At 73.5% G+C, this 22,053-nt stretch carries 20 protein-coding genes; 7 read left to right on the forward strand and 13 right to left on the reverse strand.

What is annotated here, in order from left to right:
* Positions 1-62 precede the first annotated feature (62 nt).
* From ACLQ2U_RS20550 to ACLQ2U_RS20585, 8 genes are all read right to left on the reverse strand, one after another.
* Positions 63-773: a class I SAM-dependent methyltransferase gene (locus tag ACLQ2U_RS20550; RefSeq protein ID WP_425752324.1), complete on the reverse strand. Its 711-nt coding sequence runs from the start codon at positions 771-773 to the stop codon at positions 63-65.
* Between the two features lie 160 nt (positions 774-933).
* Positions 934-2,358, reverse strand: coding sequence for an acyl-CoA carboxylase subunit beta (locus ACLQ2U_RS20555; RefSeq protein ID WP_425752325.1), 1,425 nt, complete (start codon positions 2,356-2,358; stop codon positions 934-936).
* Positions 2,359-2,380: 22 nt separating this feature from the next.
* Positions 2,381-3,607 (reverse strand): beta-ketoacyl-ACP synthase II, encoded by a 1,227-nt coding sequence (fabF, locus tag ACLQ2U_RS20560; protein WP_425752326.1) that lies wholly within the window; start codon positions 3,605-3,607, stop codon positions 2,381-2,383.
* Between the two features lies 1 nt (position 3,608).
* The gene (locus ACLQ2U_RS20565; protein WP_334485728.1) at positions 3,609-3,848 is read right to left on the reverse strand and encodes an acyl carrier protein; all 240 of its coding nucleotides are present in this window, start codon (positions 3,846-3,848) and stop codon (positions 3,609-3,611) included.
* Positions 3,849-3,934: 86 nt separating this feature from the next.
* Positions 3,935-4,879 (reverse strand): beta-ketoacyl-ACP synthase III, encoded by a 945-nt coding sequence (locus ACLQ2U_RS20570; RefSeq protein ID WP_425752327.1) that lies wholly within the window; start codon positions 4,877-4,879, stop codon positions 3,935-3,937.
* On the reverse strand, positions 4,879-6,048 hold the full coding sequence (locus ACLQ2U_RS20575; protein WP_425752328.1) for an acyltransferase domain-containing protein: 1,170 nt from the start codon (positions 6,046-6,048) through the stop codon (positions 4,879-4,881). The genes ACLQ2U_RS20570 and ACLQ2U_RS20575 overlap by 1 nt, the downstream gene beginning before the upstream one ends.
* A 78-nt stretch (positions 6,049-6,126) precedes the next feature.
* Positions 6,127-7,392 (reverse strand): PucR family transcriptional regulator, encoded by a 1,266-nt coding sequence (locus ACLQ2U_RS20580; protein ID WP_425752329.1) that lies wholly within the window; start codon positions 7,390-7,392, stop codon positions 6,127-6,129.
* Positions 7,393-7,709: 317 nt separating this feature from the next.
* Positions 7,710-8,570 (reverse strand): septum formation family protein, encoded by an 861-nt coding sequence (locus tag ACLQ2U_RS20585; RefSeq protein ID WP_425752330.1) that lies wholly within the window; start codon positions 8,568-8,570, stop codon positions 7,710-7,712.
* 185 nt (positions 8,571-8,755) lie between these two features.
* Here ACLQ2U_RS20585 and ACLQ2U_RS20590 point away from each other — a divergent pair, with 185 nt between their 5' ends.
* The 3 genes from ACLQ2U_RS20590 to ACLQ2U_RS20600 all read left to right on the forward strand — a co-directional run bounded on the left by ACLQ2U_RS20590 (position 8,756) and on the right by ACLQ2U_RS20600 (position 11,637).
* Complete coding sequence (locus tag ACLQ2U_RS20590; RefSeq protein WP_425752331.1) at positions 8,756-9,160, forward strand: hypothetical protein; 405 nt, start codon at positions 8,756-8,758, stop codon at positions 9,158-9,160.
* A 166-nt stretch (positions 9,161-9,326) separates the two neighbouring features.
* The gene (locus tag ACLQ2U_RS20595; protein ID WP_425752332.1) at positions 9,327-10,685 is read left to right on the forward strand and encodes an RNA-guided endonuclease InsQ/TnpB family protein; all 1,359 of its coding nucleotides are present in this window, start codon (positions 9,327-9,329) and stop codon (positions 10,683-10,685) included.
* 16 nt (positions 10,686-10,701) lie between these two features.
* Positions 10,702-11,637 carry an NADP-dependent oxidoreductase gene (locus ACLQ2U_RS20600; protein ID WP_425752333.1) on the forward strand — a complete coding sequence of 312 codons (936 nt, stop codon included), beginning with the start codon at positions 10,702-10,704 and terminating at the stop codon, positions 11,635-11,637.
* Positions 11,638-11,668: 31 nt separating this feature from the next.
* Here the strand turns inward: ACLQ2U_RS20600 and ACLQ2U_RS20605 are convergent, their stop codons facing one another.
* Positions 11,669-12,331 carry a hypothetical protein gene (locus ACLQ2U_RS20605; RefSeq protein WP_425752334.1) on the reverse strand — a complete coding sequence of 221 codons (663 nt, stop codon included), beginning with the start codon at positions 12,329-12,331 and terminating at the stop codon, positions 11,669-11,671.
* 220 nt (positions 12,332-12,551) lie between these two features.
* Between ACLQ2U_RS20605 and ACLQ2U_RS20610 the strand changes: the two genes are divergently transcribed.
* Positions 12,552-13,157, forward strand: a complete 606-nt coding sequence (locus tag ACLQ2U_RS20610; protein ID WP_425752335.1) for a copper resistance CopC family protein — start codon at positions 12,552-12,554, stop codon at positions 13,155-13,157.
* A 170-nt stretch (positions 13,158-13,327) separates the two neighbouring features.
* On the opposite strand, the gene gltX is transcribed toward ACLQ2U_RS20610, so the two are convergent.
* The 3 genes from gltX to ACLQ2U_RS20625 are packed head-to-tail and all read right to left on the reverse strand — an operon-like array spanning position 13,328 to position 17,380.
* Positions 13,328-14,737 (reverse strand): glutamate--tRNA ligase, encoded by a 1,410-nt coding sequence (gene gltX / locus ACLQ2U_RS20615; RefSeq protein ID WP_425752336.1) that lies wholly within the window; start codon positions 14,735-14,737, stop codon positions 13,328-13,330.
* 43 nt (positions 14,738-14,780) lie between these two features.
* Entirely contained in the window at positions 14,781-16,058 is a 1,278-nt protein-coding gene (locus ACLQ2U_RS20620; RefSeq protein ID WP_425752337.1) for an MFS transporter, read from the reverse strand.
* On the reverse strand, positions 16,055-17,380 hold the full coding sequence (locus tag ACLQ2U_RS20625; RefSeq protein WP_425752338.1) for a GH1 family beta-glucosidase: 1,326 nt from the start codon (positions 17,378-17,380) through the stop codon (positions 16,055-16,057). Before ACLQ2U_RS20625 ends, ACLQ2U_RS20620 begins: the two co-directional genes overlap by 4 nt.
* 183 nt (positions 17,381-17,563) lie before the next feature.
* Here ACLQ2U_RS20625 and ACLQ2U_RS20630 point away from each other — a divergent pair, with 183 nt between their 5' ends.
* Positions 17,564-18,010 carry an SRPBCC family protein gene (locus tag ACLQ2U_RS20630; RefSeq protein ID WP_425752339.1) on the forward strand — a complete coding sequence of 149 codons (447 nt, stop codon included), beginning with the start codon at positions 17,564-17,566 and terminating at the stop codon, positions 18,008-18,010.
* A 225-nt stretch (positions 18,011-18,235) separates the two neighbouring features.
* Here the strand turns inward: ACLQ2U_RS20630 and aceE are convergent, their stop codons facing one another.
* Positions 18,236-20,980, reverse strand: a complete 2,745-nt coding sequence (gene aceE, locus ACLQ2U_RS20635) for a pyruvate dehydrogenase (acetyl-transferring), homodimeric type (RefSeq protein ID WP_425752340.1) — start codon at positions 20,978-20,980, stop codon at positions 18,236-18,238.
* 181 nt (positions 20,981-21,161) lie between these two features.
* Between aceE and ACLQ2U_RS20640 the strand changes: the two genes are divergently transcribed.
* On the forward strand, positions 21,162-21,515 hold the full coding sequence (locus ACLQ2U_RS20640; protein WP_425752341.1) for a hypothetical protein: 354 nt from the start codon (positions 21,162-21,164) through the stop codon (positions 21,513-21,515).
* A 23-nt stretch (positions 21,516-21,538) separates the two neighbouring features.
* Entirely contained in the window at positions 21,539-21,943 is a 405-nt protein-coding gene (locus tag ACLQ2U_RS20645; protein ID WP_425752342.1) for a secondary thiamine-phosphate synthase enzyme YjbQ, read from the forward strand.
* Positions 21,944-22,053 lie beyond the last annotated feature (110 nt).

The raw sequence follows: 22,053 nt of genomic DNA on the forward strand, positions 1-22,053 counted from the left end.
CGTGTCGGTCCGCCCCGAGGCGGACCGACACGCACCCCGCCCGGTCACGTCCCGGCCGGGGGTCAGGCCGGGCGGTGGGCGCGCAGCATCAGCGAGACGCCGGGCAGCGACCGCACCGGCAGGTACCGCTCGGCGGTGACGATGGCCTGCAGGCCCAGGTTGACCACGGGGTTCACGTCGTCCAGGTCGCTGCCGGAGGCCCGGCGGCGTCGCCAGGCGGCCACCGGGCGGAGCAGCACGTTCCAGCTGCCCAGCTCGTCCACCACCAGGCCGGCCTTCTCCATCACCGAGCGCAGCGACTCGCGGTCGTAGCGCCGGACGTGCCCGACCGCGTCGTCGTGCGCCGACCAGAGCGCCATGTCGCAGGGCACCGCGATCAGCGCCGTCCCGCCCGGGCGCAGCGTGCGGCGGATCTCCGCGGCGGCCAGGTGGTCCTCGTCGAAGTGTTCGAGGATGTCGAAGGCGACCACCAGGCCGAGGCTCGCCGACCGGACCGGCAACCGCCGCGCGTCGGCCCTGATCACGTCCAGCCCGCGCTCGTGGGCCACCCCGGCGCCCTCCGCGCTGTATTCCAGCGCCAGCGGACGCCAGCCGTGCGACCGCAGCACCCGGGTGTTGCCGCCGCCGGCCGCGCCGATGTCCAGCGCCCGGTCCGGGCGGACCCCGTCGGCGGCCAGCCGGCGCAGCGCCCGGGCCAGCAGCGTTCGCCGCTCGCGGTACCACCAGTGCTTGTCCTCGAGCGCGGCCAGCTTGCGGATCTCGGTCGCTTCCACGGTCTGCTCCTCGCGGGGGGGTCGGCGGCCCCTACAATAGCGACCCGGCCGCCGCGCCGCCGTCCGTAGGGGGCCGGGACCGGAAATCGGCCCGACGTCCGCCCGCGGACATGCGTCGGGACCCGCACCCGGCGAGAGTGCGGGCCCCGACGGGTACGACCTAGAGCGGGATGTTGCCGTGCGCGCCCCGGGCGGCCGGGGCCGCGGCGAGCGCCTCGGCGATCCGGCGCCGGGTCTCATCCGGCTTGATCACGTCGTCCACCACGCCGATCTCCAGCGCCCGGTTCACCCCGCCGGCGAACCGGGTCTGCTCCTCGATCAGCTGCGCCCGCAGTGCCTCCCGCTCCTCGGCGGGGGCGGCGGCGAGCTTCTTGCGGTGCAGGATGTTCACCGCGGCGCTGGCGCCCATCACGGCGACCTCGGCGTTCGGCCAGGCGAAGACCGCGGTGGCGCCGAGCGAGCGGGAGTTCATCGCGATGTACGCGCCGCCGTACGCCTTGCGGGTCACCAGGGTCACCCGCGGCACCACCGCCTCGGCGAAGGCGTGCAGCAGCTTCGCCCCGCGCCGGACCACGCCGTCCCACTCCTGGCCCAGGCCGGGCAGGTAGCCGGGGACGTCGACCAGCACGATCAGCGGCACCCCGAGCGCGTCGCACATCCGCACGAACCGGGCGGCCTTCTCGGCGCTGGACGCGTCGAGGCAGCCACCCAGCCGCAGCGGGTTGTTGGCGATCACGCCGACCGTCCGTCCGGCGAACCGGCCGAGCGTGGTGACCACGTTCGGCGCCCACTTGGCGTGCAGCTCCACGCCGGGGGCGTCGAGCAGCGCCTTGACCACCGGTTTCACGTCGTACGCCCGGTTGGTCTCGGCCGGCATCTTGGCGACCAGGTCGTGCCCGTCCTCGACGCCGGGGGCCACGTCGTCCGGCGAGAGCCGGCCCTGGTGCCCGAGCAGCGCGGCGAGCTTGCGCGACTCGACCATCGCCGCCTCGTCGTCCTTGCAGGTCACGTGCACCACGCCGGAGCGCCGGCCGTGCGGTTCGGGGCCGCCGAGGCGCTCCATGTCGACCTGCTCGCCGGTGACGCTGCGGACCACCTCCGGCCCGGTCACGAAGATCCGTCCGGCGCCGCTCATCACCACGATGTCGGTCAACGCCGGCCCATACGCCGCGCCACCGGCCGCCGGGCCGAGCACCACCGAGATCTGCGGCACCCGACCGGAGGCCCGCACCATCGCGGCGAAGACCTGCCCGACGGCGTCGAGCGCGACCACGCCCTCGGCCAGCCGGGCCCCGCCGGAGTGCCAGAGGCCGAGCACCGGCACCCGCTCCCGGACGGCGGTGTCGATCGCGTCGACGATGTGCCGGCACCCGTCGGTCCCCATCGCCCCGCCCATCTTGGTGGCGTCGGTGGCGTACGCGATGGCGGGGGTGCCCTCGATCTCGCCCCGCGCCCAGAGCACGCCGGAGGTGTCCCGGGGTGCCAGCAGACGCAGCGAGCCCGCGTCGAAGAGGGCCCGGAGCCGCAGCTCCGGATCTCGGTAGTCGACGGTGGATGTGTCCGCGGCGACGGCGGTGGTGGTCACGTGAGCCTCCAAGGCTGTGGTCTCAGGCCCGCGTGAAGACGAGAGCCACGTTGTGGCCGCCGAAGCCGAACGAGTTGTTCAGCGCGGCGGGGATGTCCATGTGGCGCGCCTTGTTGGCGGCCACCTCCAAGGTGAGGCCGTCGTCCGGGTCGTCGAGGTTGATCGTCGGAGGTACGACACCGTCGCGGATCGCCAGGATGGTGGCGATCGACTCCAGCGCGCCCGCCGCGCCCAGCAGGTGACCGGACATCGACTTGGTGGCGGTCAGCACCGGGTGGTCACCGAGCGCCTGGTGCAGGGCCTTGATCTCGGCGATGTCGCCGACCGGGGTCGAGGTGGCGTGCGCGTTGACGTGCACGATGTCCCGCTTGGCGACGTCCGCGTCGACGATCGCCTTCGCGATGGCCCGGACCGCGCCCGCGCCCTCCGGGTGCGGCTGCACGATGTCGTAGCCGTCGGAGGTGAGGCCGGCGCCGGCCAGCCGCGCGTAGACCCGGGCGCCCCGGGCGGCGGCGTGCTCCGCCCGCTCCAGCACCACGATGCCGGCGCCCTCACCGAGCACGAAGCCGTCGCGGCCCTTGTCCCACGGGCGGGAGGCCCGCTCCGGCTCGTCGTTGCGGGTCGACATCGCCCGCATCGAACTGAAGCCGGCGATCGGCAGCTGGTGGATGACCGCCTCGGTGCCGCCGGCCACCACCACGTCGGCCCGACCGGCGCGGATCATGTCCATGCCCAGCGCGATGGCCTCCGCGCCGGTCGCGCAGGCGCTGGCCACCGAGTGCACGCCGGCCTGGGCGCCCAGTTCCAGCCCCACCCAGGCGGCGGGGCCGTTGGGCATCAGCATCGGGATGGTGTGCGGGGAGACCCGGCGCGGGCCGGACGCCTCGAGGATGTCGTCCTGGGCGAGCAGGGTCAGGGCGCCGCCGATGCCGGAGCCGACACTGACACCCAGCCGCTCCGGGTCGAGCCCGGAGTCGGCCAGGCCGGCGTCCGCCCAGGCCTGCTGCGCCGCGATGATCGCGATCGCCTCGGAGCGGTCCAGCCGGCGTAGCTTGACGCGGTCCAGCAGGCCTGCCGGATCGACCGCCAGCCGGGCGGCGATCCGGACCGGCAACTGCTCGGCCCACTCCTGGGTGAGCGCACTCACCCCGGAGCGGCCGGCGAGCATGGCGTCCCAGGTCGACGCGACGTCCCCGCCCAGCGGGGTGGTCGCGCCGAGCCCGGTGACGACGACGTCGATGCGACTCATATCAGGACTGCGCCTCGATGAAGCTGACGGCGTCGCCGACGGTCTTCAGGTTCTGCACCTCGTTGTCCGGGATCTTGACGCCGAACTTCTCCTCGGCGGCGACCACGACCTCCACCATGGAGAGCGAGTCGACGTCGAGGTCGTCGGTGAAGGACTTCCCCTCGGCCACGTCGTCCGGGTTCACTCCGGCAACCTCTTCGAGGATCTCGGCGAGGCCGGCGGTGATCTCGTCACGGGTCATTGCGGTGGGTTCCTCTCATCGGGGGTTCACTCGACGGCCGGCGACGCCGACCGTCACTCCTGCGCGCGTCCGCGCCGCAGGGGTCTTCAGGGGCAGCGGACGACCTGACCGGCGTAGGTCAGGCCACCGCCGAAGCCGAACAGCAGCACCGGGGCGCCGGAGGGCACCTCCCGCCGTTCGACCAGCTTGGACAGGGCCAGCGGCACGCTCGCGGCCGAGGTGTTGCCGGACTCGACGATGTCCTTGGCGATGATCGCGTCCGGGATGTTGAGCCGCTTGACGATGCCGTCGATGATCCGGGCGTTGGCCTGGTGCGGCACGAAGGCGGCGAGCTCCTGCGGGGTCACCCCGGCCCGCTCGCAGGCCTGCAGGGCCAGCGGCGCCAGCGCGGTGGTGGCCCAGCGGAAGACCGACTGCCCCTCCTGCGCGATGTACGGCCGCCAGCCCTCGATCCGGACCGCGTCGCTCTTCTCCGGCGCCGAGCCCCAGACCACCGGACCCACCCCGGCCGGCTCGCCCTCGGCGGTGGCGGTGACCACCGCCGCTCCGGCGCCGTCGCCGAAGATGATGCAGGTGGAGCGGTCGGTCCAGTCGGTGAAGTCGGAGAGCTTCTCCGCGCCGATGACGATCGCGTTGCGCGAGGCCCCGGCCCGGATCGCGTGGTCCACGGTGCCGAGCGCGTACGCGAAGCCCGAGCAGGCGGTGTTGATGTCGTACGCGCCCGGGGCGGTGATGCCGAGCTTGGCGGCGACCCGGCAGGCCACGTTCGGGCTGCGGTCGACCGAGGTGCAGGTGGCGACCACCACCAGGTCGATGTCGGCGGCGGTCAGGCCGGAGTTGGCCAGCGCCTTGCCGGCCGCGGCGGCGGCCATGTCGGCCACGGTCTCGCCGTCGGCGATCCGCCGGGTGACGATGCCGACCCGGTCACGGATCCACTCGTCGTTGGTGTCGACGAGTTGGGCGATGTCGTCGTTGGTCACCACCCGAGACGGCTGGTAGTGCCCCATGGCGACGATCCGGGAACCGGCCATCAGTGCTGTCCTCCGATGCGGGCGAGCGGTTGGCCCGGGGCGACCGGGTCGTCGTGGTGGGCGAGCCACTCGGTGAGCAGGCCGCTGTGGTGCGCGGTCACCTCGACCGGCCCCTGCCGGGTGGCGACGTGGCCGATCACCTGGCCGGTGCGGAGGTCGGCGCCCTCGGCGAGCTCCGCGGCCGGCTCGAAGGTGCCGGCGGCGGGGGAGACCACCACCCGGAACTGGACCACCGGCTCGTGGCCGCGCAGGCCGCTGTGCCGGGCGATCAGGTCGCGCGCGGCGGGCAGGTCGTCGGGGGTGTTCAGGGTGACGATCTCGGGGGCGCCGTCGCCCTTGAGTTCCCGCTTGACCAGGCCGGCCAGCGTGCCGGCCGGGGGCAGCTCGATCACGCCGGTCACCCCGAGGTCGGCCAGGGTGCGCATGCAGAGGTCCCAGCGCACCGGCGCGGTGACCTGGCGGACCAGCCGCTGGACCATCTCCCGGCCGTGGTTGACCGCCGACCCGTCCAGGTTGGACAGCAGGATCCGGGCCGGGTCGGTCGGGGTGATCCCGGCGGCGATCGCGGCGAGCGCCTCCTCCGCCGGGGCCATGTACGGGGTGTGGAACGCCCCGGCCACCTGGAGCCGGATGATCCGGGTCCGGGCCGGCGGCTCGGCGGCGAGCTTGTCCAGCGCGTCGAGCGCGCCGGCGGCGACGATCTGGCCGGCGCCGTTGCGGTTGGCCGGGTGCAGCCCGTGCGCCGTCAGCGCGGCGAGCACCTCGTCCGGGTCGCCGCCGAGCACGGCGGCCATCCCGGTGGGCTCCAGGGCGCAGGCGGCGGCCATCTCGCGGCCGCGTACCCCGGCGAGGGTGATCGCCGCCTCGGCCGGGAGCACCCCGGCGAGCGCGGCGGCGCCCAGTTCGCCGACGCTGTGGCCGGCGGTGAGGCCGACGTCGTACATCGGCAGGTGCTCGGCGGCGAGCAGGGCGGCGGCGACCAGCAGCGGCTGGGTGCGGGCGGTGTCCTTGATCTCGTCGGCGTCGGCCTTCGTACCGAGGTGGACCAGGTCGACCCCGGCGAGCGCCGACCACCAGCGCAACCGCGCCTCGGTGCCGGTGAGATCGAGCCAGGGAGTCAGGAAGCCGGGTTTCTGGGAACCCTGGCCGGGTGAGAGTACGGCGAGCACGTTTAAGACTCTCCCCGATACGCGTGGGTAGCGCTGTGCCGCCCCCGACCAAACCGCACTAGAACCTTTGGAGGGATCCTACAAAGATCGGCGGGAGTCATCACCTGTCTGTGATGTTTTCCTGACGCCTGGGGTCATTGTCTGGGTCGGGACTCCCGCGACGGCCGGGACCACCGGGTCCAACCGGCCGACGGTCAGCGCCACCTGGAGCGCGAACGCGTCCCGGGGGACCAGCGGCGAGAAGCCGGTCACCTCGGAGATCCGGCGCAGCCGGTACCGCACCGTGTTGGGGTGCACGAACAGCGCCCGGGCGGCGCTCTCCAGCGTCCCGCCGGCGGCGAGGTAGGCGTCCAGCGTCTCCAGCAGCTCGCCGCCGGCGCGGACCAGCGCCGCGTACACGTCGTGGCGCAGCCGCCGGCGGGCCTCGCCGTCCCCGGCGAGGGCCCGCTCCGGGAGCAGGTCCGCCGCCGGCACCGGGCGCGGCGCGGTGGGCCAGGCCGGGGCCGCGCGGTAGCCGGCCAGCGCGGCCCGCGCCGACTCGGTCGCCTCGTCCAGACTGGGTACGGCCGGCCCGACCACCACCGGTCCCTCGCCGAACGCGGTCAGCAGCTTCTCGGTGGCGGCGACCGGGTCCGCCGCCCCGCCGAGCACGATGACCAGCCGGTCGCCGTGCACGCCGCCGATCACCTCCACCCCGATCCGCCGGGCCAGCCGGTAGACGGTGTGCAGCACGGCGGCCACCTCGCCGCCCGGGGAGCGGCCCACCGCCACCGCCACCGGCGGCGCGTCCGCCCAGCCCAGCGCGGCCGCCCGGCTGGCCAGCACGTCGGGGGAGTCGCCGCGCAGCAGCGCGTCGACCAGCAGCGCCTGCAACCGGGCGTCCCACGAGCCGCGGGACTCGGCGGCCCGGGCGTAGACCCGGGCCGCGGCGAAGGCGATCTCCCGGGAGAAGCGCAGCACCGCCTCGCGCAGCTGCTGCTCCTCGCCCTGGACGGCCAGGTGCGAGACCTGCTCCTCGACCACGTCGATGGTGACCTTGATCAGCGCCACGGTCTGCTGGAGGCTGATCGAGCGCGCGAGGGCCTGCGGGGCGGTGGCGAAGACCTCGTCGGAGACCTCCTGGGTGCTGTCCGCCGTGCCGCCGCCCTGCCGGAGCCACTGCACCAGCGAGCGGGCGCCGGCCTGCGCCACCAGCATGACCCAGGAGCGCTGGTCGGCGGGAAGCTCCCGGAACCAGGGCAGGGTCTCGTCCATCCGGGCCACGCTGGCCGTCGCCAGCGCCCCCGCGGCCCGTTCGATCCGGCGCAGCGTGGCCGACAGCTCGATCCCGCCCGGCTCGCTCACCGCCCTAGCCTGACACGGCCTGAGCAGGGCATCCACGCCGAGGTCCGGCGCGACCGCCCCGGCGGCCGGATTCGCGTGCGGGCACGGCCGGGCGGCGGGCCGCGGAGGCCGGCGCACCGCCGGTGGGCGGGACGCGCTCGACGGGGGCCGGGGCCAGGCGAGAATGATCACCTGTGACCGAAACGCCCGGATCGACCACCTGCTCTGCGTGATCGACTGGGCCGAGGGCGGCGCGGAGGCGCTCGCCGCACGGCATCCGACTGGACAGCCTGCTCACCCGCGCCGACCTGGCGGCCGCCCGCTGAGCGGGGACGGGCTCAGCGGGGCGCGGGCAGGCCCTTGAGCCCGACGCCGGCCAGCGTTCGGGTCAGCTTCCGGTCCTCGCTGTGCAGGAAGCACAGCATCGCGGTCTCGCCGGCGGCGACCTCCTCGTCGGTGGGCGGCACGACCAGCACCTCGAGCCGGCGTGCCAGCTCCTGCTCGTCCGACACCCCGACGTGCTGGGCGGCGACACGGGAACAGCCGGCCAGCATGACGTCCCCGGTCACCTGCTCCCCGTCCGGGGCCTGGTCGGTCCACCATAGGCCCACGAACTCGCTGTGGTGCGGTCCGGTGCAGGAGGCCGGCGGTGCCGTCTCGAGCCGGTCGTCCGCGCCGAACGTGGGGTCGAAGCAGCCGTAGCGCAGCGGCGACGGGGCGACCAGCGCGTCCTTGAGGCTGTTGGCCCGGGGGTTGGGCTCGGGCCGGTCCAGCGCCACCGTCTCCACCAGGTCGCAGCGGTACCAGCGTTCGGCGGCCGCCCAGCCGTCGGCGGTGGGCAGGACCACCCGCAGCGACACGCGCCCGGTCAGCGGCCAGTCGCCGAGGAACTCCCGCGCCGCGGTGGCGCACGAGGCGTACGCCCGCAGGGCCGACTCGTACCCCGTACCGGGCGGGCCGGCCGAGTCGGCGTCGGGCCCGGCGAACCGGCTGACGAGGAAGGTCTCCGCCTCGTGCCGGGTGGAGCAGTCGACCGGGTGGTACGCCGCTCCGCTGGCGTTGTCGCCGGGGGCCAGGTGGCAGACCCCGGCCTGGGGCACGAACCCGGAGGCGTGACTCCGCCCGGGCAGCGCGTCGCACCCGGCGACGGCGGTCGCCGCGAGCACCATGAGCAGCGTGCCGGCTCCGCGGGGACTCATCCCACCTCCGGCGCTCGGGCGGACGGAATGGCGGAAGCGTACGGCAAGATCCCTCCGCGCGTGGTCCCCTCCGTCGGCGGCCGACCCGGTACGCGGCGCACACCCAGTCAGGCCCGGCCAGTACCGTGTCAGGGCACGTGGGGGCGACCTGCCCCACGGGCGATGGCGAGCGTGAGGAGACCGGGATGGCGCACCACGGGGAGGCCGAACACGGCTGCGCCCAGGGCGAGCCCTGCCGGCTCGGCCACCACGACCAGCAGGGGCCGGTCCGGCCCCACCGTCGGTTGGCGGCGCTGCCCGCCCCGACCGACCAGGCCTGTCGAACGCCCGAGCGGGCGGACGACGAGGTCGCGGTGCCCCGCCAGCGCGGCGCAGAGCCGACGGTGCGGCCGGACGCGTCGGCGTCCCGCCCGGCCGGCGCCGAGCCGGGCCCGGGTCAGCACGGCGCCGAGCTGACCGAGCCCGACCAGACCGCCGGCCGGAGCTGCCGCAGCGACCTGGCCGGCTGGGCCGGCGCGCACCGCCACGGCCCGGTCCGCCCCGCCCGGCGACCGCAGCGCAGGCAACGACCGCCACACCGCTGGTGCTGACCACCTGACGGCCGGCCGGTCGCTAGCGTGGTGTCCACGAACGTTCGCCGGGTTCGTCGCCCCTTAGGGAAATGTCGTACGGGTGGTGTTGGGTTCGGTCGTGCCTCGCCGTCGAGATCCGTCCGCGCCGCCAGTCGTGCACCGCACCGCGCGCATCGCGGTGCGGGTGACGGACGGGCAGCGGCGGCGGTGCTTCAGGCTGCTCCGCTCCGCGGGTGACGTGTGGGCGTGTGTGCTGGAGGTCAACGCGTGGCGCCGCCGCCGCGGGGACGCGCCGTTGGTTGGTTATCAGCGGTTGTGCGGGGAGTTGGCGGCGTCCGGGCCGGGCGCGTTCGCCGAGCTTGACTCCACGGGTGCCCGGTCGGTGTTGCGCCGGTTTTCCGATGCCTGGTTCGCGGCGGCGAAGCGCCGCAACGGGGGTGACGTGTTAGCCCGGTTCCCGCGCCGGCGGCGGGGGTTGGTGCCGGTGCGCTGGTATCACGGCACGTTCACCCTCGACGGCCGGAGGGTGCGCATCCCCACCGCCAAAGGCACAGCGCCGCTATGGGTCCGACTGGGGCGAGACCTGCCCTATTCGGTGGAACAGATCCGGTCGATCACCCTGGTGTGCGAGGGCGGCCGGCTGTTCCTCGACGTCACGGCCGAGGTCCCGTTGGCGGTCTACCCGCTCGGTGAGGAGCCGGATGCGGGTCGGGTGGCTGGGGTGGATCTGGGGATCATCCACCCCTACGCCGTGGCCGGCCCCGACGGGGAGGGACTGTTGGTGTCCGGGCGGGCGATCCGGGCCGAGCACCGCATGCACCTGGCCGACACCAAAGCCCGCCGCCGCGCCGTCTCCCGCCGGGCGCCCAAACCAGGCGAGCGGGGATCACGGCGGTGGCGGCAGTACCGGCGTCGGGCACGCCTCGTGGAGGGTCGGCATCGGCGGCGGGTCCGCCAGGCCCACCACGAAGCCGCCCGCACGGTCGTCTCCTGGGCCGCCCGACAACGCATCGGTGTGCTGCACGTCGGCGACCCGCGCGGGGTGCTCGACTTGCCGGCGGGGCGGCGGCACAATCTGCGGCTGCGGCAGTGGCAGATCGGCCGGCTGATCCAGGTCCTGATCGACAAGGCCACCCTGGCCGGCATCACGGTCCGGCTGGTCGACGAACGCGGCACCTCCTCCACCTGCCCCACCTGCCGAAGGCGAGTGCCGAAACCCCGAGGGCGGACCCTGTCCTGCCCACACTGCCGTTTCTCCGGGCACCGCGACCTCGTCGCGGCGGCCACCATCGCCACCCGTGTTCCGGGCGGCGGACCCACCACTGGGACAGCCAGCGTGCTGCCGCAGGTGGTCACGCACCGTCGAGCCGGCCGGCACCTACCCGGTGCCGGCCGGTCCCGACGTGACCCCCGCCGCCCCGCGCCCCATCGGCGGCGTGAGGGTCGAGTTGGCCTGCGGAGGCCCGCCCCACCACCCGGAGGGGAGTCGCTCGCCGCCACGGCGAGGATCCACAACACCCAGCGCAAAGCCGGTGAACGTTAGTGGACACCGCACTAGCGTGAGCACGGTGAAGGCGATCGCGATCGACGCGTACGGTCCAGCCGACCAGCTCGCCCTGCGGGAACTGCCCGACCCGCCCGTCGGGCCGGACACGGTGCTGGTCCGGGTCCGCGCCGCCGGGGTCAACCCGGTCGACTGGAAGATCCGCGAGGGGCACCTGACCGGGGCGATCCCCGGCCACTTCCCGCTGGTGCCCGGCTGGGATGCCGCCGGCGAGGTGGTCGCGGCCGGGCCGGCGGTGACCGGGTTCGCGGTGGGCGACGAGGTGATCGGGTACGTCCGGCGCGACCACATCCAGTACGGCACGTACGCCGAACTCGTGCCGGCCCCGGAGCGCTGCCTGGCCGACAAGCCCACGCAGGCGTCCTGGGCCGAGGCGGGCGGGCTGCCGCTGGCCGCCCTCACCGCCTACCAGGCATTGCAGCTGGCCCGTACCGGCGCCGGGGACACCGTGCTGGTGCACGGCGCCTCGGGCGGGGTGGGCCACCTGGCCGTGCAGGTGGCCCGGGCGCTCGGCGCCGACCGGGTGATCGGCACCGCGAGCGAGGCCAACCACGACTTCGTCCGCTCGCTCGGTGCCGAGCCGGTCAGCTACGGCGACGGCCTGCTGGACCGGGTCCGCGCGGTCGCGCCCGACGGGGTGGACGTGGCGCTCGACCTGTTCGGCGGGGAGGCGTTGGACGTCTCGGCCGAGGTGCTGTCCCGCCCGGCCCGGCTGATCTCCACCGCCGACCCGGAGCACGTCGGCCGGCTCGGTGGCAGCTACGTCTTCGTGAAACCGTCCACCGCGGACCTCAGCGTGCTGGCCGGTCTGGTCAACGCGGGCCGGCTCACCGTGCACGTCGAGCGGACCTTCCCGCTCGCGCAGGCCGCGGAGGCCCAACGCCTGGTCGAGGCGGGGCACGTGCGCGGCAAGGTGGTGCTGGAGGTCTGAGCCGTCCGGCCGGACCGGGGGCCGCGCGGGCTCAGCGGGTACGGCGGCGGACCAGCAGCGCGATCCCGGCCAGCCCGGAGGTGATCACCAGCATCACCGCGGCGTTGAGCAGCAGCAGTCGCTGGAGTTCACCGAAGGCCTCCCCGATGTCCTCGGCGGGGTTGAGGGCCTCCTCCGGGATCACCCGCTCGCCGCCGCCGACCCCGCCGCTGACCGTGTCGAACTGCCGCTCCAGCGGCACCCCGGCGGTGCGCAGCGTCTCGGACATGGAGAGCCGGCCGAGGAACCACCCGGCGTTGGTCTTGCGCCGGTCGGGCTGCTTCGCCGGCCGGTAGACCCGCGGCCCGCCCTTGGCCAGCGGGTAGAGGTCATAGGTCTGCTTCGGCGCGTTCCCGGCGAGCACCACGACCGTGTACTTCGGACCGAGGTCGGCGGCCTTCGGCCCGGTGCGGCTTCCGGTGCGGCCGAACCAGTTGACCTGGTCGATCACCGCGAGCACGTGGGCGGGCTGGCTGTCGGCCCGCAGCCGCAGCGGCTCGGTCAGCCCGTCGCCGGTGATGTCCACCCCGGCCGGCGGCGGCTTGGGCGCGGCCCGGCCCGCCTGGGCCGCCGTGCCGGTGCCGGCGGTCAGCACCACCATCGCCGCCAGGCCCGTGACGACCGCGCCGAGCAGTCGCCTCACCCTTCCGACCATCGCCGCCTCCTCGCCCCGTTCGATGGATGGCTGTGCTGCAGGTCACGCGTTGGTCGACGTCGGTGACCGTGCCGGCAGGCCGGACCCTCACCTCAAAGACTCCGCAGAACGTCGTTCGGTTGCAGCTGCTGGAACAGTATTTGGAACTATCTGCGATCCGGGACCGACTAATGGGCAGCCGCATGATCAGCGGGCGGATCGTAACCTTGCGGAGGACTTCATGGGGGGCAGGGTCGCACGGGTGGCGCGGACCTCGCCAGCGCTTGTCGGCGTGGCGCTCGGTGTCTCGTTGCTGCCGGCCACGCCGGCGTTCGCGCACAACTCGCTGACCGGCAGCAACCCGGCCGACGGTGCCCGGGTGGCGGCCGCGCCGGCCGAGATCGAGCTGCGGTTCCTGGCCAGACCCGACCCGACCACGACGAAGATCACAGTGGTCGGACCGGACAGCGTGCCGGCCGTGGGCGGCACGCCCCGCTTCACCGGCAGCCGGGTGGACGTGCCGTTCAGGGCCGGAAAGGCGGGTCTCTACATCGTCGGCTACCAGGTGGCGTCCAGCGACGGCCATCCGGTGAAGGGCGAGGTGCGCTTCACCCTGACCACCGGCACGGCCGCCCAGCCGCCGTCCGCGTCCGCCACCGCGCCGGCCCCGTCGCCGTCCGCCACCGCGCCGGCCCCGTCGGCGAGCGTCGCCACCGCGGCGACGTCAGCCGACGGCCGGGACGAGGACGGCGGACGGGCCTGGCCGTGGATGCTCGGTGCCGGGCTCGTCGTCGTCGCGCTCGCCGCCGCCGCCCTGCTGCTGCGCCGCCGCCGGGCCGGCGGCTGACACCGCCGAGGTCACCGTCCGCCCCATGATCCGCCCCGAATCGGCGACCTGGCGCGATCACGGGACACCGCCATGTCGGCGCAACCGTGTCGCCCACGCCCCGGGCGGGCCCAGGCCCGTACGGCGAAGGGGCCCGCCGGAACACCGGCGGGCCCCTTCGTCGGTACGGCTCAGACCAGGCGGACCCGGGCGGCGCGGAGCCGGGTCAGGGCGCGCTCGCGGCCGAGCACCTCCAGCGACTCGAACAGCGGCAGCCCCACCGTGCGGCCGGTGACCGCCACCCGGACCGGTGCCTGGGTCTTGCCCAGCTTCAGGCCGCGCTCGGCGCCCACCGCCTCCAGCGTCGACTTCAGCGTCTCGGCGTCCCACGCCTCCACGGCCTCGTACGCCGCGATCGCCGCGTCGAGCAGCTCGGCGGCGCCCTCCTTCATCGCCTTGGCCCAGGCGGCCTCGTCGATCAGCGGGTCGGCCAGGAAGAGGAAGTCGACGTTCGGCACGATCTCGCTGAGCACCGCGATCCGGGTCTGGGCCAGCGGCGCCACCGCGGCGAACGCCTCGGCGTCGAACTCCTCCGGCTGCCACGGCGGCGGCGCGATGGTGTCGGTGCCGGTCAGCCACGGCTGGCAGGCCGCGACGAACTCGTCGACGGGCAGCGCCCGGATGTAGTCGCCGTTGAACGCGCGCAGCTTCTTCTCGTCGAAGAACGCGGGGGAGGGGTTGACCTGCTCCAGCCGGAACTCCTCCTCGATCACCGACCACGGCACGATCTCCCGGTCGCCGGACGGCGCCCAGCCGAGCAGCATCAGGTAGTTGCGCATCGCGTCGGCGAGGTAGCCCTCGTCCTTGTACGCCTCCAGGGCGACCTTGTCCCGCCGCTTGGAGAGCTTCTGCCGCTTCTCGTTGACCACCACCGGCACGTGCGCCCAGACCGGCGGCTTGACCCCGAGCGCGTCCCACAGCAGCTGCTGCTTCGGGGTGTTCGGCAGGTGCTCCTCGGCGCGGATCACGTGGGTGATCCCCATGGCCATGTCGTCGACCACGTTGGCGAGCAGGAAGACCGGCGAGCCGTCGCCGCGGGCGATGACGAAGTCCTCGATCAGCTTGTTCTCGAAGGTCGGCTCGCCGCGGATCAGGTCCACCACCACGGTCTCGCCCTCGTCCGGGGTGCGGAAGCGCAGCGCGCGCCCCTCGCCCGGCTCCAGGCCCCGGTCCCGGCAGAAGCCGTCGTATCCCTGGTACTGCGAGCCGGTCCGGGCCTGCACGGCCTCCCGGGTGCAGTCGCAGTAGTACGCCCGGCCGGACTCGTACAGCCGCTGCGCGGCGGCGCGGTGCTCGACCGCGTACGACGACTGGAAGTACGGGCCCTCGTAGCTGCCCCGGGCGATGCCGATCCAGTCCATCGCCGAGAGGATGCCCTCGGTCCATTCGGGCTTGTTCCGTGCCACGTCGGTGTCCTCGATGCGCAGCACGAACACCCCGCCCTGCTGCTTGGCGTAGATCCAGTTCTGCAGCGCCGAGCGGGCGCCGCCGACGTGGAACATACCGGTCGGGGAAGGGGCGAAGCGCACACGTACCGTCACGTGCACCAGCCTACGGCCGCCGGCCAGCCGTTTCCGCCAGGGGTCAGCGGACGGCGCGGATCTTGAGCACCAGCGCGCTGCCGAGCAGGGTGACCGCGGCGGTGGCGGCGTACAGGGTGGGGTAGCCGCCCAGGTGCACGACGATCGGGGCGGAGATCGCCGGGCCGAGCACCTGCGGCGCCGAGTTGGCGATGTTGATCACGCCGAGGTCCTTGGCCCGGTCGGTGGCGCGGGGCAGCACCTCGGTGATCAGCGCGGCGTCCACCGAGAGGTAGACGCCGTAGCCGGCGCCGAGCAGCAGCGCGGCGACCACCGCCGTCGACCACACCGGCGCCGCGGCCAGCAGCAGCGCGGCCACCGCCATGATCACCCCGGAGGTGATCACGAAGACCTTGCGCCGGCCGGAGCGGTCCGACAGCCGGCCGGCGACCACGGCGGTGAGCATCATCCCCACGGTGTAGAGCAGGATCAGCACCAGCAGCGCCCCCTCCGGATCGGGGTGGCGCACCGCGTCGGTGAGGAAGTACAGCAGGTAGAGGGTGCCCAGGGCGTTGCCGATCTGGACCAGGAACCGGGTGATCCAGGCCCAGGCGAAGTCCGGGTGCCGGCGCGGGCTGATCCACATCGAGGCGACCAGCTCCCGCAGCCGCAGCGCCGGCCGATGCTGCCGGGGCAGCGGGTCGTCGGCGGTGAGCAGCGCGAACGGCAGCGACAGCAGCAGCACGGCCAGCGCGATCGCGGCGTACCCGGCGGCGGTGCCGCTGACCACGGCGGTGACCAGCACCGCGCCGACGACCAGGCCGAGGGCCTGCGGGATGCCCACCCACCCGGAGACCCCGCCGCGCTGGACGACCGGCACCCGGTCCGGGATGGCGGCGGTGAGGCTGGCCAGCATCGCGTTGAAGCAGACCTGGGCGGCGACCCAGCCGAGCGCCACCCCGGCGATGGTCTGCTGCCGGGCCAGCAGCACCAGGGCGAGCGCGCCGAGCACCGCCCCGCCAGCGGTCCAGACATGCCGCCGGCCGAACTCCCGGCCGGCCAGCCGCAGGCAGGTGCGGTCGGACAGCGCACCGGCCAGCGGGTTGGCGAGCACCGCGGCCAGCGCGCCCAGCCCGGTGACGACGGCGAGCATCGCCTCCTTGTCGGCCGGCGCGATCCGCTCCACCTGCTGTGGCAGCAGCACCTGGATCGGGGTGAAGAAGGCCATCCAGACGCCGAGGTTGGCCGCGAAGATCAGCGCGATCCAGCCGCGCCGCACCGGGACGACCGGTTCGGCGAGCGCCGCCGGCAGCGAGGCCGGCGTCGGGTTGACGGTGGTCATCGCCGGACCACCTGGTCCCGGAACCAGGCGTACGACGACTTCGGCGTCCGGACCTGGGTGCGGAAGTCGACGTGCACCAGCCCGAAGCGCTTGGTGAACCCCTCCGCCCACTCCCAGTTGTCCAGCAGCGACCAGACGAAGTACCCGGTCACGTCGACGCCGGCGTCGATCGCCGCCCGCACCGCGCGCAGGTGCCCGTCCAGGTACGCGATCCGCTCCGGGTCGTGCACCCGGCCGTCGGCGTCCGGCGCGTCGTCGTAGGCGCAGCCGCTCTCGGTGACCTGGATCGGCGGCAGGACGTCGCCGTACCGGTCCCGCAGCCCGACCAGCAGGTCGCGCAGCCCCTCCGGGACCACCGGCCAGTCGGAGGCGGTCCGCGGGTACCCGTCCAGCGGGACCAGGTCGAACGGCAGCGGCGAATCCTCCTCCGGTGCGCGGATGCCGGTCGGGTTGTAGTAGTTCACCCCGAGCAGGTCGATCGGTGCGGCGATCACGTCGAGGTCGCCGTCGCGCACCACCGCGGGGTCGAAGCCGGGCGGGTAGCCCCGGCCGAGCAGCGGGTCGGTGAAGAGCCGGTTGTGCAGCCCGTCGTACGCCAGGCCGGCCGTCCGGTCGGCGTCGGTGTCGCCGCGCAGCACCACCGGGGAGTAGTTGTTGGCGATCGCGACCGGGCTGGTGGTGCGGGCGCGCAGCGCGGCGACCGCCAGGCCGTGCCCGAGCAGCTGGTGATGGGCCACCGGGAAGGCGTCGAAGAGCAGGAAGCGGCCCGGGGCGTGCAGCCCGGTGCCGTGACCGAGGCTCATGTGGATGAACGGCTCGTTGAGGGTGATCCAGAGCTTCACCCGGTCGCCGAGGCGGGCGGCGACCAGGTCGGCGTACCCGGCGAACCGGTGCGCGGTGTCCCGGTTCAGCCAGCCGCCGGCGTCCTCCAGGGGTTGCGGCAGGTCCCAGTGGAAGAGCGTGGCCACCGGGTCGATCCCGACGGCGAGCAGGTCGTCGACGAGCCGGTCGTAGAAGTCCAGCCCGGCGGCGTTGGCCGGCCCGGAGCCGTCGGGCTGCACCCGCGGCCAGGCGATCGAGAACCGGTACGCCGAGACGCCCAGCCCGGCCATCAGGGCGACGTCCTCGGCGTGCCGGTGGTAGTGGTCGCAGGCCACGTCGCCGGTGCTGCCGTCGGCGATCCGGCCCGGGCTGTGGGCGAAGGTGTCCCAGATGGACGGTCCCCGCCCGTCGGCGCCGGCGCCGCCCTCGATCTGGTAGGCGGAGGTGGAGACCCCCCAGCGGAAGCCGGCGGGGAAGCCGGGCAGCGGCGCGGTCGACATTCGCCCTCCAGAAACGCGAAGCGTGTTCGGGACTCTAGGGGGCGGAATCGCGATGCGCCATAGGCCGGCGACGATCGGAACGCAAGGCTTTTCGGCGTGTCTTTACGGAACCCGTCCAGGTACGTCCAATTTTGCGCATAGAGTGCCGAATATCGCGGATGTCCTCAGTGGGGGAAGACAGAAATGATCCTCGTGGAACGCAGCGCGCACGTGGCGGCGCCGGTGGAAGCGGTCTGGGACGTTGTTCAGCGGGCCGAGCAGCTGCCGGCCTGGCTGGCGGGGATCCGTGCGGCCGAGGTCCTCTCGGGGGAGGGCTTCGGCCGGCGGCAGTTGGTCCAGGCCGGGCGTGGCTCGGCGCACGAGGCCGAGGTGATCGCCTACCAGGAGCCCACCCTGATCGGCTGGCGGGAGCGGGCCAAGGGCGCCGGCGCCCGGGCCGAGGCGCGCACCGAGATCTACGTCCAGCTCACTCCCGACGAGGAGGAGGGCGGGACGATCGCCCGGCTCATCGTCGTCCGCTGGCCGGCCGGCCCGGTCAAGGCCGCGCTGCTGCGGCTCGGGCTGCGTCGGGTCGGCGCCGATCTGGAGGACTCGCTCGCCCGGCTCACCGATCTGGCCGCCGTCGGCTGAGCAGGCCGAGTCCTCCGGCGCCACCCGCGACGGCGGTGGTCCGGCCTCCCCGCCAGGGACGCCGGACCACCGCCGCTCTGCTCCCGCCCCGTTGATCATGCACTTGTGGCGCCCGTTCCGACCCGTTACCCACCCCTTCGCGCCCACCACAACTCCATGATCGACGGGGGAAGGGGGAAGGGCCCGGCGCGCGGGGTGCGCCGGGCCCTTCCGTCGTACGCGGGACTAGCTTTCGCCGCCGGACTCGCCGACCGGGGCCGCGTTCACGTCGTCGATGGCGTACTTCTTGGCCGCCTCGGCCGGGACGTTGGCCGGGATCGCGCCGCGCAGCGCGAGCTGACGCAGCGTCGCGACCGCCACCGACTCGGCGTCGACGTGGAAGTGCCGGCGCAGCGCGTGCCGGGTGTCCGACATGCCGAAGCCGTCGGTGCCGAGCGAGGTGTAGTCGCCGGGCACCCAGCGGGCGACCAGGTCCGGCACCGCCCGCATCCAGTCGCTGACCGCGACCTTCGGCCCGTCGGCGTCGGCCAGCTTCTGCTGGATGTACGGCACCTTCGGCTCGCTGCCCGGGTGGAGCAGGTTGTGCTCCTCGCACTCCACCGCGTCCCGGCGCAGCTCCGTCCAGGAGGTCACCGACCAGACGTGGGCGGCCACGCCCCAGTCCTGGGCGAGCAGCTGCTGGGCCTTGAGCGCCCACTGCATGCCGGTGCCGGAGGCCAGGATGTTGGCCCTCGGCGCGTCCCCGTCCACCTGCGGCGCCGGGGAGTACCGGTAGATGCCCTTGACGATGCCCTCGACGTCCACGCCCTCCGGCTCGGCCGGCTGGAGGATCGGCTCGTTGTAGACGGTGAGGTAGTAGAAGACGTTCTCCTGCGCCTCCCCGTACATCCGGTGCAGGCCGTTCTCCATGATGTGCGCGATCTCGAACGCGAACGCCGGGTCGTACGCGACCACCGCCGGGTTGGTGGCGGCGATCAGGTGCGAGTGCCCGTCCTCGTGCTGGAGGCCCTCACCGTTGAGCGTGGTCCGGCCGGCGGTGGCGCCGAGCAGGAAGCCCCGGGCCATCTGGTCGGCGGCCGCCCAGAGCCCGTCTGCGGTGCGCTGGAACCCGAACATCGAGTAGAAGATGTACATCGGGATCATCGGCTCGTCGTGCGTGGCGTACGACGTACCGGCCGCGGTGAACGAGGCGACCGAGCCGGCCTCGTTGATCCCCTCGTGCAGGATCTGCCCGCCGGTGGCCTCCTTGTACGACAGGAAGAGCTCCCGGTCGACCGAGGTGTAGCGCTGGCCGTGCGGCGAGTAGATCTTCGCCGTCGGGAAGAGCGAGTCCATGCCGAAGGTACGGGCCTCGTCCGGGATGATCGGCACCCAGCGCTTGCCGAACTCCTTGTCCTTCATCACGTCCTTGAGCAGGCGGACGAAGGCCATCGTGGTGGCCACCTTCTGCTTGCCCGAGCCGCGCTTGACGTCGGCGAACCGCTCCGGGCCCGGGATGGTCAGCCGCTTGGTGCTGGTCCGCCGGGACGGCAGGTAGCCACCGAGCTGCTGGCGTCGCTCCTTCAGGTACGCGATCTCGTCGGACTTCTCACCCGGGTTGATGTACGGCGGGAGGTACGGGTTCTCCTCCAGCACCTTGTCCGGGATATCCAGGTAGAGCCGGTCGCGGAAGAGCTTGAGGTCCTCCAGCGTCAGCTTCTTCATCTGGTGGGTGGCGTTGCGGGCCTCGAAGTGCGAGCCGAGCGTCCAACCCTTGATCGTCTTTGCCAGGATCACGGTCGGCTGTCCGGTGTGCTCGGTCGCCGCCTTGTAGGCCGCGTAGAGCTTGCGGTAGTCGTGGCCGCCCCGCTTGAGGTTCCAGATCTCGTCGTCGCTGAGGTGCTCGACCATCTTGCGGGTCCGCTGGTCGCGGCCGAAGAAGTGCTCCCGGACGTACGCGCCGGACTCCGCCTTGTAGGTCTGGTAGTCACCGTCGGGCGTGGTGTTCATCAGGTTGACCAGCGCGCCGTCGGTGTCCGCGGCGAGCAGCGGGTCCCACTCCCGGCCCCAGACCACCTTGATCACGTTCCAGCCGGCGCCCCGGAAGAACGCCTCCAGCTCCTGCATGACCTTGCCGTTGCCCCGCACCGGCCCGTCCAGGCGCTGCAGGTTGCAGTTGATCACGAAGGTGAGGTTGTCCAGCTCCTCGCGGGCGGCCACGCCGATCGCGCCGAGCGTCTCCGGCTCGTCCATCTCGCCGTCGCCCAGGTAGGCCCAGACGTGCTGGTCGGAGGTGTCCTTGATGCCGCGGTGCTGCAGGTACCGGTTGAACCGGGCCTGGTAGATGGCGTTCAGGCCACCGAGACCCATGGAGACGGTGGGGAACTCCCAGAAGTCCGGCATCAGCCGCGGGTGCGGGTACGACGGCAGCCCGCCGCCGGGGTGCGAGAGCTCCTGCCGGAACCCGTCGAGCTGGTTCTCGCTGAGCCGGCCCTCGAGGAACGCCCGGGCGTACATGCCAGGGGAGGCGTGACCCTGGTAGTAGATGTGGTCGCCGCCGCCCGGGTGGTTCTTGCCCCGGAAGAAGTGGTTGAAGCCCACCTCGTAGAGCGAGGCCGAGCTGGCGAAGGTGGAGATGTGCCCGCCGACGCTGATCTCGGGACGCTGCGCCCGGTGCACCAGCATGGCCGCGTTCCACCGGACGTACGCCCGGATCCGCCGCTCGACGTGCTCGTCACCCGGGAACCACGGCTCGCGCTCCGGCGGGATGGAGTTGATGTAGTCGGTGGTGGTCAGCGACGGGACCCCGACCTGGCGCTCGCGGGCCCGCTCCAGCAGGCGCAGCATGACGTAGCGGGCGCGCTTGGTTCCGCGCTCGTCGATCACGCCGTCGAGCGACTCGACCCATTCGCCGGTCTCTTCAGGGTCGGTGTCCGGAAGCTGGCTCGGCAGACCAGCGGTGATCACCGGGCGCTTGCGTTCCGTAGCCACAGGCGTTCCCTCGGTTTGTGTGTGGGATAGTTCTCTGCCGCCATCCTGCCCCCTGGTGGCACCCGTCGTCACGTCTAGGTGCCCCGGACGCGACGCTCAACACAGGTACCCACCAGTAACTTTGTGCGACCGGCGGGTGCGCTAGGAACCTGCCGCTCGCACCGGGGGCTACCCTGCCGGCATGCGGCAGCGACCGGTCCTGGTGGGCGGGGCGATGGCGGCCGTGGGCGTGGCCCTCCTGCCGGCCGCCGTCGCAGTCATGGCGCGCGGAGGCAGGGGAGTGCTCGACCCGCTCCGGCTTCCGTTGCTCGGCGTTGTCGTCGGCGTGCTGCTGGTGCTGCTGGGCGTGGGGCTGATCCGCGACGCGCGCCGGTTCCCGCCCGGTTACCGGGAGCACCAGGGCGACGGCGCGTACCTGCCGTACACACCGGCACCCGACGGCGGAGCGGGTGGGCAACAGTCGCCCGCCGACGGCGGGGGCGACTGGGGCGGTGGTGGCGGTGGCAACTGTGGCGGGAGCGGCGGCGGTTCCTGAGCCGCTGCGGCAGAATGCGCCGTATGCGCAGTGAGGTGATCACCGTCCAGACCGGGTCCCGGCCGACCGTCCGGGACATCACCGCCGAGGCCGAGCGGTTCGTCTCCGGTCAGGGCGACGGCCTGCTGCACGTCTTCGTGCCGCACGCCACCGCGGGGCTGGCGGTCATCGAGACCGGGTCCGGCTCCGACGACGACCTGCTGCGGGCGATCGACGACCTGCTCCCCGCCGACGCCCGCTGGCGGCACCGGCACGGCTCACCCGGTCACGGGCGCGATCACGTGCTCCCGGCGTTCGTCCCCCCGTACGCGACGCTGCCCGTGGTCGACGGGCGCCTCCAGCTCGGCACCTGGCAGTCGGTCTGCCTGGTCGACACCAACGGCGACAACCCCACCCGTCAGGTCCGCTTCTCCTTCCTCCCCGGCTGACCCGCCGGGCGCTGCTGGCGGGTCAGCCGCCGGTGAGCAGCTGGCGCAGCTGGCCCGGGGTGTGCCCGGTGCCCGCCGCAGATGCTTGAGTTCGTCAATAGTAGAGCTAC

Source organism: Micromonospora sp. DT47, assembly GCF_049844475.1.
Classification (GTDB): domain Bacteria; phylum Actinomycetota; class Actinomycetes; order Mycobacteriales; family Micromonosporaceae; genus Micromonospora.